Annotated in this window: 16 protein-coding genes and 2 pseudogenes; 13 read left to right on the top strand and 5 right to left on the bottom strand. The window is 70.6% G+C overall.

All coding sequences use genetic code 11. The features are described from left to right. Window positions 1-43: 43 nt before the first annotated feature. Window positions 44-763: a PaaI family thioesterase gene (locus tag OHA21_RS26375; RefSeq protein WP_442875146.1), complete on the bottom strand. Its 720-nt coding sequence runs from the start codon at window positions 761-763 to the stop codon at window positions 44-46. A 134-nt stretch (window positions 764-897) separates the two neighbouring features. Here OHA21_RS26375 and kstD point away from each other — a divergent pair, with 134 nt between their 5' ends. Both kstD and OHA21_RS26365 read left to right on the top strand, forming a co-directional pair. Beyond that, window positions 898-2,526, top strand: a complete 1,629-nt coding sequence (kstD, locus tag OHA21_RS26370; RefSeq protein WP_328478139.1) for a 3-oxosteroid 1-dehydrogenase — start codon at window positions 898-900, stop codon at window positions 2,524-2,526. A 19-nt stretch (window positions 2,527-2,545) separates the two neighbouring features. Next, window positions 2,546-2,977: a type II toxin-antitoxin system Rv0910 family toxin gene (locus tag OHA21_RS26365; protein ID WP_328478137.1), complete on the top strand. Its 432-nt coding sequence runs from the start codon at window positions 2,546-2,548 to the stop codon at window positions 2,975-2,977. On the opposite strand, the gene kstR is transcribed toward OHA21_RS26365, so the two are convergent. Then, complete coding sequence (kstR, locus tag OHA21_RS26360; RefSeq protein WP_328478135.1) at window positions 2,966-3,583, bottom strand: cholesterol catabolism transcriptional regulator KstR; 618 nt, start codon at window positions 3,581-3,583, stop codon at window positions 2,966-2,968. The genes OHA21_RS26365 and kstR overlap by 12 nt on opposite strands. Before the next feature lie 101 nt (window positions 3,584-3,684). Between kstR and OHA21_RS26355 the strand changes: the two genes are divergently transcribed. The 7 genes and pseudogenes from OHA21_RS26355 (at window position 3,685) to OHA21_RS26325 (ending at window position 9,610) form a co-directional block, all read left to right on the top strand. Next, window positions 3,685-4,794 carry an acyl-CoA dehydrogenase family protein gene (locus tag OHA21_RS26355; protein WP_328478133.1) on the top strand — a complete coding sequence of 370 codons (1,110 nt, stop codon included), beginning with the start codon at window positions 3,685-3,687 and terminating at the stop codon, window positions 4,792-4,794. Further along, complete coding sequence (locus OHA21_RS26350; RefSeq protein ID WP_328478131.1) at window positions 4,775-5,917, top strand: acyl-CoA dehydrogenase family protein; 1,143 nt, start codon at window positions 4,775-4,777, stop codon at window positions 5,915-5,917. The genes OHA21_RS26355 and OHA21_RS26350 overlap by 20 nt, the downstream gene beginning before the upstream one ends. Before the next feature lie 5 nt (window positions 5,918-5,922). After that, window positions 5,923-6,729 (top strand): annotated as a pseudogene (locus tag OHA21_RS26345) (bifunctional MaoC family dehydratase N-terminal/OB-fold nucleic acid binding domain-containing protein); the annotation flags it as partial. A 21-nt stretch (window positions 6,730-6,750) separates the two neighbouring features. Next, the gene (locus tag OHA21_RS26340) at window positions 6,751-7,128 is read left to right on the top strand and encodes a MaoC/PaaZ C-terminal domain-containing protein (RefSeq protein ID WP_328478549.1); all 378 of its coding nucleotides are present in this window, start codon (window positions 6,751-6,753) and stop codon (window positions 7,126-7,128) included. Beyond that, complete coding sequence (locus OHA21_RS26335; RefSeq protein ID WP_328478129.1) at window positions 7,125-8,270, top strand: lipid-transfer protein; 1,146 nt, start codon at window positions 7,125-7,127, stop codon at window positions 8,268-8,270. The genes OHA21_RS26340 and OHA21_RS26335 overlap by 4 nt, the downstream gene beginning before the upstream one ends. A 127-nt stretch (window positions 8,271-8,397) precedes the next feature. Continuing rightward, window positions 8,398-8,955 (top strand): hypothetical protein, encoded by a 558-nt coding sequence (locus tag OHA21_RS26330; RefSeq protein WP_328478127.1) that lies wholly within the window; start codon window positions 8,398-8,400, stop codon window positions 8,953-8,955. A 16-nt stretch (window positions 8,956-8,971) separates the two neighbouring features. Then, a complete protein-coding gene (locus tag OHA21_RS26325; RefSeq protein WP_328478125.1) occupies window positions 8,972-9,610 on the top strand; it encodes an alpha/beta fold hydrolase in 639 nt (212 codons plus the stop codon). Here OHA21_RS26325 and OHA21_RS26320 read toward each other — a convergent pair. Further along, window positions 9,588-10,784: a macrolide family glycosyltransferase gene (locus tag OHA21_RS26320; protein ID WP_328478123.1), complete on the bottom strand. Its 1,197-nt coding sequence runs from the start codon at window positions 10,782-10,784 to the stop codon at window positions 9,588-9,590. The two genes, OHA21_RS26325 and OHA21_RS26320, sit on opposite strands and share 23 nt — an antisense overlap. A 51-nt stretch (window positions 10,785-10,835) precedes the next feature. On the opposite strand from OHA21_RS26320, the gene OHA21_RS26315 reads away from it, so the two are divergent. The 4 genes and pseudogenes from OHA21_RS26315 (at window position 10,836) to OHA21_RS26300 (ending at window position 13,782) form a co-directional block, all read left to right on the top strand. Next, the gene (locus OHA21_RS26315; RefSeq protein WP_442875145.1) at window positions 10,836-11,420 is read left to right on the top strand and encodes a TetR/AcrR family transcriptional regulator; all 585 of its coding nucleotides are present in this window, start codon (window positions 10,836-10,838) and stop codon (window positions 11,418-11,420) included. Between the two features lie 41 nt (window positions 11,421-11,461). Continuing rightward, complete coding sequence (locus OHA21_RS26310) at window positions 11,462-12,013, top strand: SigE family RNA polymerase sigma factor (protein WP_328478119.1); 552 nt, start codon at window positions 11,462-11,464, stop codon at window positions 12,011-12,013. 305 nt (window positions 12,014-12,318) lie between these two features. Then, a pseudogene (locus OHA21_RS26305) lies at window positions 12,319-13,177 on the top strand (IS5 family transposase). A gap of 77 nt (window positions 13,178-13,254) precedes the next feature. After that, window positions 13,255-13,782, top strand: a complete 528-nt coding sequence (locus OHA21_RS26300; RefSeq protein ID WP_328478117.1) for a hypothetical protein — start codon at window positions 13,255-13,257, stop codon at window positions 13,780-13,782. On the opposite strand, the gene OHA21_RS26295 is transcribed toward OHA21_RS26300, so the two are convergent. Continuing rightward, window positions 13,769-14,962 (bottom strand): RNA polymerase sigma factor, encoded by a 1,194-nt coding sequence (locus OHA21_RS26295; RefSeq protein ID WP_328478115.1) that lies wholly within the window; start codon window positions 14,960-14,962, stop codon window positions 13,769-13,771. The genes OHA21_RS26300 and OHA21_RS26295 overlap by 14 nt on opposite strands. Before the next feature lie 136 nt (window positions 14,963-15,098). Continuing rightward, a complete protein-coding gene (locus OHA21_RS26290; protein ID WP_328478113.1) occupies window positions 15,099-15,506 on the bottom strand; it encodes a YciI family protein in 408 nt (135 codons plus the stop codon). Window positions 15,507-16,034 lie beyond the last annotated feature (528 nt).

The raw sequence follows: 16,034 nt of genomic DNA, 5'->3' as shown, positions 1-16,034 counted from the left end.
TCGGGCAAGCGGACTGTCCCTGATCCGCCCAGGGCCGGCCGGGTCAGCCGGCTCGGGAGGGGCGGTTGGTGTTGACGACGCGGCCGAAGAGGCGGCGGGCCTGTTCGGCTCGTAGGGCTATGAAGACGCCGGTTGCCGTCACCAGCACCTCGTCCGGGGCGTCGGCTGCCGCGATGTGGCCGGTTGCGGTGACCCGGCGGCCGTCGATCTCCTGGACGGAAGCGGTCAGCTGCAACGGCGTCAGCAACGGGACGGGCTTGCGGTACGAAGTGTCCAGCCGGACCGTCATGCCGGGGTTCCCGGAGAGGCCGGCCGCATAGCCCAGCATCTGGTCGAGCAACATCGCGCTCACCCCGCCGTGCGCATAGGTCGGCGGCCCCTCGAACGCCATGCCCAGCGTGCACGTCCCCACGGCGGAGCCGTCCACCGCGGTGATGTGCAGCGGCGGAGCCAGGGCGCTGCCGCTGCCGGTCACCGGGTTGTACATGCGCACGCCGGAGAGCAGATCGTCGGCCTTGGACAGTACGTCGCGGGTGCGCACCCGTTCGCCCAGTGGCGCGGCGGCCTGGCGGATGCGTTCGGCGGCACGGCGGAGTTCTTCGGTCGGGGCCTCGGTGGTCGTCGCGTACTCCACCAGCTCGCGTAGCGCGTCGCCCAGCTCGGTGATCGCCTCTCGGCGGCGTAGCAGGCCGTCCACGGCCTGCAGCCGGCGGGCCGTGGCTGGAGCGTGTTCTCCCGCCGCATCGTTCGCGCTGTCGGTCACGGAATGCCCCTCCCATGCAGTCCTGAACAGCATCAGGTGAGCACCGCCCCCACGCCGAGAGCTAGTGAATCATCTCACACTGCTATAACCTGTTCTAGTTATTGCGGGCCGGTGAACGACACGCGGAGGTCGCCGTGGAGTACGACGCGGTCGTGATAGGCGCCGGCGCCGCCGGTATGACTGCCGCACTGGCGACCGCCCACAGCGGACTCAGCACGGTGGTCGTCGAGAAGGCCCCGGTGTACGGCGGTTCCACCGCACGTTCCGGCGCCGGCATCTGGGTTCCGAACAACGAGGTCCTCCTGGCCGCCGGGGTGCCGGACACGTTCAGCAAGGCGGACGCGTACCTGGCTGCGGTTGTCGGCCCTGAGGTGCCGGTGGCGCGCCGGCATGCGTTCCTGACCGGCGGACCTCGCGCCATCTCGTTCCTGCTGCGCTGCTCGCCGTTGCGTTTCTCCTGGATGCAGGGCTATCCGGACTACTATCCGGAGCTGCCTGGCGGGATGCCGGACGGCCGCTCGATCGAGCCGCAGGCGCTGGACGCCAACATTCTCGGCGCCGAGTACGCCAACCTTAACCCGTCCTACGTCCCGACCCCGCCCGGCACCGTGGTGTACGACGTGGACTACAAGTGGCTGTCCCTGATCGCCCGCCACCCGCGCGGCGTCGCCACCGCCACCGAGATCGTCTGGCGTTACCTGCAGTTGTCCGCGCAGGGGCAGAAACCGATCAGCATGGGCCAGGCCCTGGCCGGCGGGTTGCGGGCCGGGCTGCTCGCCGCCGACGTGCCGGTCCTGCTGAACACCCCGCTGCTGGACCTGCACGTGGAGAACGGCCGGGTGGCCGGGGTGGTGGTCCGGCGCGACGGCCAGGAAACGCTGATCCGGGCGCGGCGCAAAGTGATCATCGGCAGCGGCGGCTTCGAGCACAACGAGCGGATGCGCAAGCAATTCCAGGAGGCTCCGATCGGTACGGCGTGGACGGTCGGCGCCGCAAGCAACACCGGGGACGGCATCGAGGCGGGGGAGCGGGCCGGCGCCGCACTGGGGTTGATGGACGACGCGTGGTGGGGCCCGATGATCCCGCTGCCGGAGGGCCCGTGGTTCTGCCTGTCCGAGCGCACGCTGCCCGGCACGATCTTCGTCAACCAGGCCGGGAAGCGGTTCGTCAACGAGGCCGCCCCGTACAGCGACGTCGTCCACGTGATGTACCAGAAGGACCACATCCCGTGCTGGATGATCACCGACCAGGACTACCGCAACCGGTACCTGTTCAAGGACCTGGCGCCGCTGCTGCCCTACCCGGACGCCTGGTACGCCAGTGGCGCGCTGGTCAAGGACTGGACCATCGGCGGGCTGGCCGCGAAGATCGGCGTGCCGGCGGCCGCGCTGCGCGCCACGATCGAGCGGTCGAACGCGCAGGCCCGGGCCGGGCGCGACGCCGACTTCCATCGCGGCGACAGCAGCTACGACGAGTATTTCGCCGACCCCACCAACCAGCCCAGCCCGTGTCTCGCGCCGATCTGGCTGCCGCCGTTCTACGCCTTCAAGATCGTGCCGGGTGACCTGGGCACCAAGGGCGGCCTGGTCACCGACGCGCGGGCCCGGGTCCTGCGCCCGGACGGCTCGGCGATCCCGGGCCTGTACGCGGCCGGCAACGCGAGCGCCGCGGTGATGGGACACAGCTACGCCGGTGCCGGTTCGACGCTCGGCCCCGCGATGACCTTCGGCTACGTGGCCGGAATGGATCTTGCAAGCCCGTAACGTTCAAGGAGGAACAGCGATGCCCAAGGTCAGCGTCACGACTGTCACCACGGCCGACCCGGAAAGGGTGTACCAGGTTCTGGCCGACCCGTCCCGGACCCCCGAGTGGAACGACATGCACCAGGGCTTCACCGGCGACGTGCCGGCCACCCTCACCGAGGGCACCACGTACAAGCAGAAGGTCAAGCTGATGGGCATGCCCGCCGAGATGGCCTGGAAGGTCGTCGCCGCGGACGCCGGGAAGGTGCTCGAGCAGGCCGGCGACGGCCCGATGGGCGTGAAGTCGAAGAACCGCTTCCTGCTCGAACCGGCCGAGGCGGGCACCCAGATCACCTACGACATGGAGTTCGCCGGGCCGGCCCTGAACGGCCCGATGGCCGCCATGCTGGAGAAGCAGGCGGCCCCCGCGGCGAAGCAGGCCCTGGAGAAGCTGAAGGGCCTAGTGGAGTAGCAGCCGGGTCGCCAGCTCCAGGTGGTTGACCACGTCGTTCGCCGAGGCCCGGCGGGTCACCCAGGCCACCAGGTTGGACAGCCAGACATCGCCGATCACCCGCGCCTTGGCCCGGTCGTCCGCGGTCGGCTCGCCGTCGTGGATGGCGCGGGTGACCATCTCCTCCATGAGGCGGGCCACCGCGTTCACCTCGGCGCTGGCGGACGGGTCGGCGAACATGAAGGCCCGGGTCATCGCCTCGGCGAGCAGCGGATCGCGCTGCAGGGCCCGGGTCATCCGGCCGAGCACGTAGATGGTCCGCTCATACGGCGTGTCGCCGGGGATCGGCTTACGGTCCAGCTTGTCCTGGATCGCCTCGAGCTCCAGGCTGAGCGCCGACACCAGCAGGTGGATCTTCGAGGGGAAATAGCGGTACAGCGTGCCGAGGGCGACCTCGGCCTTCTCCGCGACCGTGCGCATCTGCACCGCGTCGTAGCCGCCCTTGGACGCCAGCGCCAGAGTGGCCTCAAGAATTCGTCGCCGTCGATCTCGCTGGGCGGCCGATCCCTGCTCGGCCTCCGCGCCGGGGAGAGCGCCCCGGTTGGTACTCGTTCTCGCTGTCGCCATGGTTGCCCTTTCGCCTCTGAATCAAGCCTAGCAACGGCGCGTTGCTTCCCCGAGTCACCCATCGGTGGCGCGTTGAAACTGAAACGTGTTCTAATCGCTGCATGGATTTCCGGCCGGACGAGGCGCAGCAGGCGATCATCAGCCTGGCCGGCGAGATTCTGGACGCGAATCCGGGCGCGCCGGAGAAGGCGTGGGCGGACCTCGACCGGGCCGGCCTGCTCACCCTCGCGGTGCCCAGCCGCCTCGGGGGCGCCGGCCTCGGCGTCCTGGAGACCGCCCTTCTGCTCACCGAGATCGGCCGCCGCGCGCTCGACGTCCCGGCGCTGCCGGCTCTGGCCCTCGGCGTGCTGCCGGTCGCCCGCTGGGGCACGCCGCAGCAGCAGGACGAGCTGCTCACCGACGGCCGCACCCTCACCGCGGCCATTGCCGAGCCCGGCGATCCCCTGCCGACCGCGCCGCGCACGATCGCCGACGCCGATCAGCGGATCACCGGCACCAAGACCGGCGTAACCACTGCCGACCACATTCTGGTGACGGTCGGCGGCCCGGCCGTCATGGTCGTCGACGCGACCGCGCCCGGCGTCACATTCGACGGCCACATCCTGCGGCTCGACCAGGCACAGGGCCGCCCTCTGGGCGACCACAAATGCCATCAAGACCTGCATCGGTACGCCCTGGCCGGCGCCTGTGCACTCGGCGACGGCGCACTCGCCGGGGCGTTGGCACTGACCGCCGAGCATGTTCGCACCCGCCACCAGTTCGGCCGCCCCCTCGCCACCTTCCAGGCGGTCGCCCAGCAGATCGCCGACGTCTACATCGCCAGCCGGACGCTGCACCTGGCCGCGCTGACAGCGGCCTGGCACCTGGACGCGGCAGAGAAGGCCGGCGCGGCAGAGAAGGCCGGCGCGGCAGAGGGCGGGGCGGCAGAGGGCGGGGCGGGGAGGCCGGCTGCCGGAGGGCACGCCGAGGGAGAGGTGCGGAGCCTGGACGACCTGGCCGATGACGACCTGCACATCGCTGCCCAGTGGCTCACCGCTGAAGCGCCGCCCGCGGTGCGGACCTGTCACCACCTGCACGGCGGCCTGGGACTGGCCATCGACTACCCGCTGCACCGGCACACCGCGCTGATCCGGGACCTGGTCCGCTTCCTGGGCGGCAGCGAGTACCGGCTGCAGACCTTGGGGGAGCGCGGTGTTCATCGACCTGAATGAGGAGCAGCGGGAGCTGCGGGACGAGCTTCGCGCGTACCTCCGAGAGGTTTTGACCCCGGCGCAACGCGCCGTGCTCTTGCGGGAGCGGCATGGGCGCGCGCACCGCGACCTGGTGGCCCGCCTGGGCCGCGACGGCTGGCTGGGGCTCGGGTTTCCGCAACGGTACGGCGGACGCGGCCTCGGTCCCGCCGAGCAGCAGATCTTCGTGAACGAGGCGGCCCGCGCCGACGTGCCGCTGCCCGCTGTCACGTTGCAGACCGTCGCGCCGACCCTGCTCGCGCACGGCACCGACGAGCAGAAGGACTTCTTCCTGCCGCGGATCCTCGCCGGCGAGCTGCATTTCGCGATCGGCTACACCGAACCGGAGGCCGGCACCGACCTGGCCGCGCTGCGTACCCGGGCCGTCCGGCAGGGCGACGAGTACGTGGTCAACGGGCAGAAGACGTTCACCACGGGCGCGCACGACGCGGACTACCTGTGGCTGGCCTGCCGCACCGACCCGGACGCGCACCGGCACCGCGGACTGTCGATCCTGATCGTGGACACCGGCGATCCGGGGTACTCGTGGACGCCGATCATCACCTGCGACGGCGCCCATCACGTCAACGCGACCTATCTCAGCGACGTGCGGGTGCCGGTCAGCCGCCGGGTGGGTGCGGAGAACGGCGGCTGGCGACTGCTCACCGCGCAGCTCAACCACGAGCGGGTCATGCTGGGCCCGGCCGGGCGGATCGGGGTCCTGTTCGATCGGGTGCGCGATTGGGCGTACGCATCAGGGGTCGAAAATCGTGCCGAGGTCCGCCGCGCGCTGGCCCGGACCCACGCCGCGCTCCGCGTCAACGAGCTGCTCAACTGGCAGGTCGCCGGCGCCGAGCCGGGCCCGGCCGACGCCTCCGCCACCAAGGTCTTCTCCTCGGAACGGCTGCTGCGGCTGGGCAGCGAGCTCGAGGAGCTCGTGGACCGCTTCGGTGATCCCGGCGATCCGGACACCGCGGCGCTGCGCGAGTGGCTGGATCTGCAGGCCAAGCGCAATCTGGTGCTGACCTTCGGCGGCGGGGTGAACGAGATCCAGCGGGAGATCATCGCAAGCGCGGGCCTCGGCCTGCCCCGAGTGCCCAGGTAGGTCTGATGGTCACGGAGACCGTGCAGCAGTTGATGGCGGCCGGCGAGACGGCGTCGCGGGCCGGGCGTGATCCGGTGAACCTGCCGATGATCCGCAGCTGGCTGGAGGCGATGGGCGATGCGAATCCGGTCTATGAGCGGGACGGGGTCGCGCCGCCGGCGATGATCCAGGTGTGGACGATGCGTGGCCTGAGCCCGTCGGGTGACGAGCAGGATCCGCTGCACGTGATGTCCGAGATGTTGGACTCGGACGGCTTTTCCGCGGTGGTCGCGACCGATTCGGAGCAGAACTATCACCGCTACCTGCGGATCGGTGAGGAGGTGCGGGTTCGCAGCCGGCTGGAGTCGGTGACCGGGCCGAAGCGAACCGCGCTCGGGAAAGGCTATTTCGTCACCACACTCAGTACCTGGTTCGTGGGGGATGAAGCGGTGGCGGACATGCGATTTCGGATCCTCCGCTACAAGCCGCTCCCGCAAGTTCGGGACAAATCGGTCGGAACAAAGCCGGTGATCACCGCGGACACCGCCTTCTTCTGGGACGGCGTGCAGGCCGGTGAGCTGCGCATTCAGCGCTGCGGCGAGTGTCGCGCGCTGCGCCACCCGCCGGGCCCGGCCTGTCCGGCGTGCGGCGCGATGAAGCCCGAGTACGCCGTCGCGGCCGGCACCGGGCGCGTCCACAGCTTCGTGGTGCATCACCATCCGCCGATCCCCGGCCGCCGGGCGCCGTACGTGATCGCCCTGATCGACCTGACCGAGGGCGTCCGGATGGTCGGCGAGTTCCGCGGCCGCCGCCCGGCGATCGGCGACCCGGTGCGGGTCTTCTTCGACGACGGCCTGCCGGTCTGGCGGCCCGACCGGCCCACGCTGCCGGTCTGGGAGCTGCCGGTCACGCCCACGCTGATCATCAGCACCGCCCTGGCGACCCGCGACTTCCAGAACGTGCACCACGACCGCGACGCCGCGGTCCGGCTCGGCAGCAGGGACATCTTCGTGAACATCCTGACCACCACCGGGCTGGTCCAGCGCTACGTCACCGACTGGGCCGGGCCGGACGCGGTCGTGCACTCCATCGCGATCCGGCTCGGCGCGCCCTGCCACGCCTACGACACGCTGACCTTCACCGGGCAGGTCGTCGGGGACGGCGAGGTCGAGGTCGTCGGGCGTACCGCTACCGGCGTGCACGTCACCGGAACAGTTCGGGTGACGGCATGATCAGCCGGACCGCCGCGATCGCCGGCATCGGGGCCACCGAGTTCTCCAAGGACTCCGGCCGCAGCGAGTTGCGCCTGGCCACCGAGGCCGTCCGGGCTGCCCTCGACGACGCCGGCCTGCGGCCGGGCGACGTCTCCGGCCTGGTCACCTTCACCATGGACAGCAACGCGGAGATCGCGGTGGCGCGCGAGCTGGGCATGGGGGAGCTGAGCTTTCTGAGCCGGATCGCGTACGGCGGAGGCGCCGCCTGTGCAGTCGTGCAGCAGGCCGTCCTCGCCGTCACGGCCGGGCTCGCCGACGTCGTGGTCTGCTACCGCGCCCTCAACGAGCGGTCCGGCCGCCGGTTCGGGCAGGCGATCGCCTCCCCAGACGTCGACTCCAGCTGGCACCACCCGATGGGCCTGGCCACCCCGGCCGCGATGGTCGCCATGGTCGCGCAGCGCTACCTGCACGACTACGGCGCCTCGCCCGACGACTTCGGCCGGGTCACGGTCGCCGCTCGCCGACATGCCGCGACGAACCCGTACGCCTGGTTCCACGGCCGGCCGATCACCCTCGACGACCATCGGGTCTCGCGCTGGATCGCCGAGCCGCTGCGGCTGCTCGACTGCTGCCAGGAGAGCGACGGCGCGGTCGCCCTGGTCGTCACCTCGGCCGAGCGGGCCCGCGACCTTCCCCGCCCGCCCGCGGTGATCGCCGCTGCGGCGCAGGGCAGCGGACCCGGCCAGTACGTGATGACCAGCTACTACCGCGACGACGTGGCGGCGCTGCCGGAGATGGGTGTGGTGTCCCGGCAGCTCTGGGGGCAGTCCGGATTCCGGCCCGACGACGTGCGGACCGCGGTGCTGTACGACCACTTCACCCCGTACGTGCTGATGCAGCTCGAGGAACTCGGCTTCTGCGGACGTGGCGAAGCCCGGCACCTGATCGCCGACGGGGGGATCGAGCTCGACGGGCGGCTGCCGGTGAACCCGAACGGCGGGCAGCTGGGGGAGGCGTACATCCACGGCATGAACGGCATCGCCGAGGCGGTCCGGCAGGTGCGCGGCACCGCGGTCAACCAGATCCCCGGCGACGGACCGGTTCTGGTCACCGCGGGTACCGGTGTGCCTACCAGCGGTTTGATTCTCACTGCGGCCTGACCGTTCGGACGGACAGTCTCATCCGTCCGTTCCGGTATCGGGTGACGTGGCGCGGGCGGATCTTTCATATGCTGTGCCGCGATGCGGCCCGGAAGGGGCGGCCGCCGGTGCTACGGGGAATACAGCCTTGTCGAAACGAGCCGTTCTGTTCACGTCCGTCCCGCTGCTCGCGCTCGCGCTGCTCACCGGGTGCACGTCCGACGACGATCCGAAGATCGAGGACGGCGTGGCGGTCGACGAGGCGAGCACGCTCGCCGCGGCCGGCGACCGGATCGAGTGGCAGAAGCTGGTCGAGCCCTGCGCCGAGGGTGAGCTGGTCGTCGTGCAGGCGGTGGCGCAGGCCGACATGACCGGCGACGGCAAGCCGGACGCCGCGGTGGCCCGGGCCTGCGAGGGCACCGACCAGTACGGCGCGTCCACCGTCGAGGTCTTCGACGGCGCCTCGGCGGCGGCCCAGCCGAAGCGGCTCGGCACCCTGCTGGCCGACGTGAAGCCCGACAAGCCGTACGTGGACTCGGTCGCGTTCAGCGAGGGCGCCCTGCTGATCAAGGCGAACGGCGTCGACGAGGCCAGCAACGCGACGTGCCCCGAGGTGGTCTTCACGTACCGCTACAAGTTCAGCGGTGGCGCGTTCCAGCAGGAGAAGCGCGAGACCGCTCCGGACGAGACCTGCGGCCCGGAGTAAACCCTGGGGGTCGCCCATGCCTGAGATCGAGTTGTCCGCCGGCGTCCTGGAGTACGACGACGCCGGCGCGGCCGGCCCGGTGGTCGTCCTGTTGAACGGACTGTTGATCGGCCGATCCGTGTGGCGCTCGGTGGTCGCGGACCTCGCCGTCGACCACCGCTGCCTCGTCCTGGAGCTGCCGCTCGGCGCCCACCGGCGGCCGATGCGCGACGACGCCGATCTGAGCGGGCGCGGGCTGGCCGGCCTGCTCGCCCTGGCGCTGCAGCAGATGCGGATCCGGCCGATCCGGCGTTCCCCGCTGAACTTCGGGCTGATGTCGAAACGGCCGGTGCCGGACACCGTGATGGACGCCTGGCTGCGCCCCGCCATCAGCTCCGCCCGCATCCGGCGTGACGTACTCACCTACCTGCGCGCCACCCGCAAGGGCGAGTATCTGGAGGCGGCCGCGAGCCTGCCCGGCTTCACCGGGCCGGCCCTGGTGGTCTGGGCGCCCGAGGACCGCCTGATGCGGCCCGACCACGGCCGGCGGCTCGTCCAGCAGTTGCCGGACGGCCGCCTGGCCGAGGTCACCGACTCGTACACCCTGATCCCGGAGGATCAGCCGCAGCGGTGCGCCGAGCTGATCCGTGCCTTCATCGCGGAGACCAGTCGCTGACGACCGGCAGGGCAGCCTCGATCAGATCGGCGGCGCGGGCGGCGCCTCCGTTCGTACGCAACTCGGTCTTGATCTCCGCGCTGCGTGCGGCCACCGCGGCATCGGTGGTGAGCTGCAGCAGGGCCTCGCGCAGCTCCTCCGCGGTCACGGTGGCCGAGTCCACCACCCGGCCGACGCCCAGGGCGGCGAGTTGCTCGGCGTTGGCGAACTGGTCGGCCGCCTGCGGTGCCGCGATCATCGGTACGCCGCAGTACAGCCCCTCGCTGCTGCCGCCCATCCCGGCGTGGGTCAGGAAGGCGTCCGCCTGCTCGAGGATCGCCAACTGCGGCACCCACGGGTGGACCTCGACACTGTCCGGCACGATCCCGAGCTCGGCGACCTCGACGTGGCTGCCGATCTGCAGGACCGTGTGCCAGCCGGGCAGCGAACCGAAGGCGGCGATGCAGCGCCGGTAGAAGTCGGCGTGCCGGGTGAACGCGGAACCGAGCGAGACGAGCAGCACCTTCTCCGCACCGGCCGGGCGGTCCCACGAACCCTGCGCGGACCGGTCGCCGAGGATCGGACCGACGAAGTCGTAGACCTCGTCGTCCACCCGGTCCGCGTTCATCTGCAGGGCGCGGGGGATGAGCGCCAGGCTGCGATCCGGCCGGCCCATGAAAGCGGGGCCGTCGGTGACCGACGAGCCGGCCTCGGTCAGCCAGTCGGTGAAGCGCCGGTAGTAGTCGGCGCCGCGGGGATCGGCCTGCATGGCCTCGATCATCGGGGCCATGTCCTGCTCGTAGCCGTCCCACGCGACGAAGGTGGGGGAGAGCTGGATGGCCGGCACCCCCCACTGCTCGGCCAGAATCCGGGCCGGCGCGCCGGCGATGTCGTAGAGGAACAGGTCGGGGCGGTCGTCCTCATAGGCCGCCCGCAACTGCGGAAGCATGGCGATCGCGTCGTCGAGGAAGAGCGTGAGCTGGTCGATCTGGTCGGCGTCGGTGCCGAGGTCGTTGGCGAGCAGGGTCGACTCGTACGGCTTCAGCTCGGCGCCGGCGCTCTGCACTGTCTCGGCGAACGAGGCGTCGTTCGCATAGGTCACCCGGTGGCCGCGGGCGACGAGCGTGCGCACGATCTCCAGGCTGGGGTTGACGTGGCCGTGGGCAGGGATGCTGACGATGGCGATGTGCGGCATGGGAAGCACCGTAGCACGAAACGAGACGCAACGTCTCGTCTTATTTGAGGTATGCTCGGCGCCGTGACCGCCCCCCGCCGCAACGAGCGCTCCCGCCGCGCCATCCTGACCGCCGCCCTCGAGCTGCTCACCGAGACCGGCTACCCCGACCTGACCATCGAGGCCATCGCGGCCCGCGCCGGCGTCGGCAAGCAGACGATCTACCGCTGGTGGCGCAGCAAGGGCATGGTCATCCTCGAAGCCCTGGTGGACGCCGCCGGCGACGCCGACCTCACCCTGCCGGACACCGGTGACCTGCACGCCGACCTGCGCACCGTCATCCGGGCCACGGTCGCCGAGTTCGCCGACCCGAAACTGTCCGCCACCACCCGGGCCATCACCATCGAGACCCTCGCCGACGAGTCGCTCGCCGAGCAGGTCCGCGACCAGCTGCTGCGCCCCCAGCTCGCCGCGGTGCGCGACCGGCTGCGCGCCGGGCAGGCCGCCGGGCAGGCCCGCGCCGACCTCGACCTCGACCTGGCGGTCGAGCTGCTCTTCGGCCCGATCTACCACCGCTGGCTGCTGCGCAACGGGCCGCTGACTGATCAGTACGCCGACGAGCTCGTCGACCTCACGATGACCGCGATTGCCGGGTGAGCCGTGTCTACGCGACGGGTGCCTCACCGCGTTCTCCTGATGTGACGTTCGAGGAGTATGCGTACGCCCGCGGCCCGGCCCTGATCCGGCTCGCGCGGCTGCTCTGCGGCGACGACCACCGGGCCGAGGACCTCGTGCAGGACGTGCTGGCCCGGGCGTACGCCCGCTGGAGCCGGATCGCCCGCACCGAGCGCCCCGACCTGTACGTACGCCGGATGCTGATCAACGCCCACCACTCCTGGTGGCGACGGCTCAGCAACCGGGAGACCTCGGTCGCCGAGATCACCGACCAGCCGGTCCCGGCCGACACAGCCGCCGAACTCGCCGACCGCGACGAACTGTGGCGGCAGGTCCGCGCCCTGCCCGCCCGGCAGCGCACGGTGATCGTGCTGCGCTACTACGAGGACCTCGACGACGCCCACGTCGGCGCCGACCCCGACCCCACCCCGATCGTGGCGGCCGCCCGCCGCCGCGGCCGCCGCCGCGCGCCCGGACCTGGTCGGCACCGACCCGTGGACCCTGCACTTCACCGCGGACGACCTCGTCGCCGGCGCCGACCAGGTCGAATGGAAGGCGGGCGGCGGCTTCGATAGCGTCGAGTACTGGGGCGCCGCCGGGCGCGGCCGTCTCCTGCTGGCCCACGACGCGGACAACAGCGACCCGATCAAACAGGCCCTCACTGGACGTTTTAATAGTATTTGGCGAGGTATTGACGGATTGAAAATACGGAGTCATGGTCGCAGCCTGGCCGATACACCCGAATCAACCCTTTCGAGCTGACTCTGATATGAGTAGATCTGCGGCCTTTAATACCTCGATCGTGTTTGATTAGTTTTCCGCCGGGAATCGACGGACCCGGCGTCCCCGCCGCCCGTCGGTACCACAGTATCCCCAGGTCATGACCGAACGACGCGCGTATCCGTCCGACCTGTCCGACGCCCGCTGGGCCCTGATCGAGCCCCGCCTGACCGCCTGGCGCCAGAACCGCACTGACGCCCGCACCGCACTGGGGATCAAGGGTCGCACCCCCACCCACGACCTGCGCGAAATCTTCAACGCGATCCTCTACGTCAACCGCACCGCCAATCGCCTGGCGCTACCTGCCGCACGACTTTCCTCCACACGCGACGGTCTACGGCTACTTCGCCTTATGGAGCAAGGAAGGGATCTTCACCGAACTCAACTATCGACTCACCGGACTCGTCCGCGACCACCACGGCCGCACCGTCGAACCGACCGCAGCGATCATGGACACCCAAAGCGTGAAGACATCCACCAACGTGCCCACCGAAACCCAGGGCATCGACGCCGGCAAGAAGATCGTCGGCCGCAAACGCGGCGTCATCACCGACACCCTCGGCCTGCTGCTCGCCGTCATCGTCACCGCCGCCAGCGTCAGCGACAACACGATCGGCAACGACCTGCTCGACCGGGCCACCGCCGCACACCCCGCCCTGACCAAGACGTGGGTCGATGCCGGATTCAAGGTCAAAACCGTCGAGCACGGCGCCGCCCTCGGCGTCGACGTCGAGATCGTCACCAAGGATCCGCAGGTCAAAGGGTTCAACGTCGTCAAACGCCGCTGGGTCATCGAACGCACCATCGGCTGGCTCATGCAACACCGCCGACTCGTGCGCGACTACGAAGCTCTGCCCAGCAACTCCGCCAGCATGATCACCATCGCCATGATCGACAACCTCGCCCGACGGCTCACCGACGAAACCACACCAACCTGGCGAGACCCGCAAATCACATAACACCGCAAAATACGTTAATCAGACGTCCTCTCAGTTCGACCGCCCCGATCGGATACCGGTCCGAGCCGGCCGCGGTCGTGATCGGCGACCGTCCCAGCACCGCCCGGTCCGAGCCGAACGAGAACGGCCTCGACCTGTGGGTCCTGCGCTGGCAGCCGCACGACGGGCTGTGGGCGCGCCTCGAGGTCTACGCGAACGGCCGGGACGCGGCGATCGCCGTTACCACCCGGATCCGGTACGACGGCGCCCGCCGCTGCGCGGTCCCGTTCCGCCTTCCCGAACTGCCCGCCGGGTCACGGATCCTGAGCTGCACGGTCCAGCTCGGCGCGGTCGGCGACACCTTCGCCGACGCGACACTCGTGATCAATGACGACACGCAGCGGTGGATGAGCATCCGGGCGCAGCCCACCGAGGACGACGGGCCCGCCGAGGTGCGACTCCAGGGCGCCAGCGGCGAGATCCTGGAGAAGCATGTCGAGCCGTTCGCCGTGGAGGCCCGCCTGTCCGGGTTGGGACGCGCGAAGGGCTACACCGAGGCCGAGGGACGGGCCGTCCTGGACGGGGTCCGGCCGGTCGGCGACCTCGACGAGATCAGCGGCTGGTGACACCGAGACGAGCGGCGCGGGTGATCAGGTAGCGCTGCTGCGGCAGGCTGTCGGTGCCGGCGGCGGCCGAGCGGTAGAGCCCGGCCGCCCGGTCCCGGTCGCCGGCCATCTCGTACAGGTGGGCGCGGACCGCGTCCACCCGGAACGCGGGAACCCCGGCCAGGCCGTCGAGCAGCCGCAGACCCTCCGCCGGGCCGTCCACCATGGCCACCGCCACCGCCCGGTTCACCGTCACCACCGGGTTGCCGGTCATCTTCTCCAGCACCCCGTACAGGGCGGCGATCTGCGGCCAATCGGTCTGCTCGGCGGTCGGGGCCCGGGCGTGCAGCGCGGCGATCGCGGCCTGCAACTGGTACTCGCCGACCGTCCCCCGGGCGAACGCGGCGTCCAGCAGCGTGGTGCCCTCGGCGATCAGCGCGCGGTCCCAGCGTGACCGGTCCTGCTCGTCGAGCGGGATCAGCTCCCCGCCGGCACCCGTGCGCGCGTCCCGGCGGGCGTCGGTCAGCAGCATCAACGCGAGCAGGCCGGCGGTCTCACCGTCCTGCGGGAGCATCCGGGTGAGCCGGATGGCCTCGGCGCTCAGTTCGATCCGGTGCAGGGCCGGGCCGGTGCTCACCGCGTACCCCTCATTGAAGATCAGGTAAAGCACATGCCGGACCGACCGCAGCCGGTCCGGCCGCTCGGCCGGATCCGGCATCCGCAGCGGCACGCCGGACGCCTTGATCCGCTGCTTGGCCCGGCTGATCCGCTGCGCCATGGTCGCCTCCGGCACCAGGAACGCGCCCGCGATCTCGGCCGTCGTCAGACCGCCCACCGCCCGCAGCGTCAGCGGAATCGCAGACGCCGGCGTCAGCGACGGATGGCAGCAGAGAAACAGCAGGGTCAGCGTGTCGTCCTGCTCGCGGGCCTCACCCGGCACCTCGCGCGCCGCCGCGAGCACCTCGCGGCGGCGGCGCGCCTGCTCACTGCGAAAGGCATCCAGCAACTTGCGCGATGCGGTCCGCATCAGCCAGCCTCTGGGATTTTCCGGTACGCCGTCGCGCGCCCAATGTTCCGCAGCAGCAATGAGCGCCTCCTGGGTGGCATCCTCAGCCGCCGCAAAATCCCCGAACCGCCTCGCCAGCCCCGCCACCACTTGCGGCGCCGTCTCCCGCAGCACGCTGTTGATCGCCGTGCTCAAACTCCCAACCTCCCATTCCCGCGCCGCACTCAAGCCCGACCTCCCGCTTCCTCGCGGCGCTCAAGCGCCGACTTCCGCTTTCTTACGGCGCCAAGAACCGGCTTCCCGCTCATCCGGCCCCGCTTCCTTGCGCTGCTCAAACGCCGAGCTCCCGGAAGTCGGCGTCGGTCATTACCCGGCGCACCCCGATCGGCTGCTGCTGCGGCACCCCGCCCGGCCCCGGCACCGCCGAGATCCTCGCCGCGATCTCGATAGCCCGCTCCTCGGACTCCACATCGACCAGCTGATAGCCGGCCAGCATCTCCTTGAACTCAGCAAACGGCCCATCCGTCACCACCGGCGCGGTCAACCCATCCGCGGTGACCTCTTTAGCCTGCTCCGGCCCCGTGAGCGCCTCCTGAGTGACCAGCTCCCCACTTTCCAGAAGCTCCTTCCGCAGCGCCCCGTAGTAATCCATGTGCGCGGCAATGTCCTCCGGCGCCCACTCAGTCATCGGCTTGTCGATAACGCCCGGCCGGTAGTCCACGATCAACAGGTAGCGCATGCTCTTCTCCTCCATCCACGACCCAGCCCGGCGCCGGGTGCTCACCCGGTGAACGGAGCCACGCCACGATCCTCGACATCCCCGTCAAGATTTTCTCCACGCCGCCGAGAACGCCCAACCCCCACCCACCGAACCCCACCTAGCCTTGCCGCCACCAGACCATCCCCTCCCAACCGTTTCAGGGCTTGGCCACGAGCCACCGACCGTGCCAAACCCACCGCCAACGCCAACTCCGCCGAGCCCGCCGAGCCCCGCCGAGCCCGTCGGCCGCGCCGAGCCCCGCTGGCCGCACCGAACTGTCGGCCAGGCAAGTAATGGCTCGCGTTCGGTGCTCTCTCACGCCAACCGGCCCCGCCAAGCCGGCAGCCGGGCACGTATCGGCGCCCTCTTGAACGTGTCTGGTGGGCGGCTCGCATTCGCCGGCCGCCGCTCAGGTGTGGATCCGGGTGGGTGAGACCTGTCTGGTGGGCGGCTCGCATCCGCCGGCCGCCGCTCAGGCGTGGATCCGGGCGGGTGAGACCTGTCTGC

Origin of the sequence: Actinoplanes sp. NBC_00393 (assembly GCF_036053395.1) — a bacterium.
Classification (GTDB): domain Bacteria; phylum Actinomycetota; class Actinomycetes; order Mycobacteriales; family Micromonosporaceae; genus Actinoplanes.
Note: the sequence above shows the minus strand (reverse complement) of the source record. Positions and strands in the feature narration are given on the sequence as shown.

Bases quoted from the DNA above. Each gene is read 5' to 3' on its own strand.
- OHA21_RS26320 (WP_328478123.1), bottom strand. From the start codon at position 10,784: ATGCCGCACATCGCCATCGTCAGCATCCCTGCCCACGGCCACGTCAAC.
- OHA21_RS26365 (WP_328478137.1), top strand. From the start codon at position 2,546: ATGCCCAAGGTCAGCGTCACGACTGTCACCACGGCCGACCCGGAAAGG.
- OHA21_RS26355 (WP_328478133.1), top strand. From the start codon at position 3,685: ATGGATTTCCGGCCGGACGAGGCGCAGCAGGCGATCATCAGCCTGGCC.
- OHA21_RS26290 (WP_328478113.1), bottom strand. From the start codon at position 15,506: ATGCGCTACCTGTTGATCGTGGACTACCGGCCGGGCGTTATCGACAAG.
- kstR (WP_328478135.1), bottom strand. From the start codon at position 3,583: ATGGCGACAGCGAGAACGAGTACCAACCGGGGCGCTCTCCCCGGCGCG.
- OHA21_RS26335 (WP_328478129.1), top strand. From the start codon at position 7,125: ATGATCAGCCGGACCGCCGCGATCGCCGGCATCGGGGCCACCGAGTTC.
- OHA21_RS26325 (WP_328478125.1), top strand. From the start codon at position 8,972: ATGCCTGAGATCGAGTTGTCCGCCGGCGTCCTGGAGTACGACGACGCC.
- OHA21_RS26315 (WP_442875145.1), top strand. From the start codon at position 10,836: ATGCTCGGCGCCGTGACCGCCCCCCGCCGCAACGAGCGCTCCCGCCGC.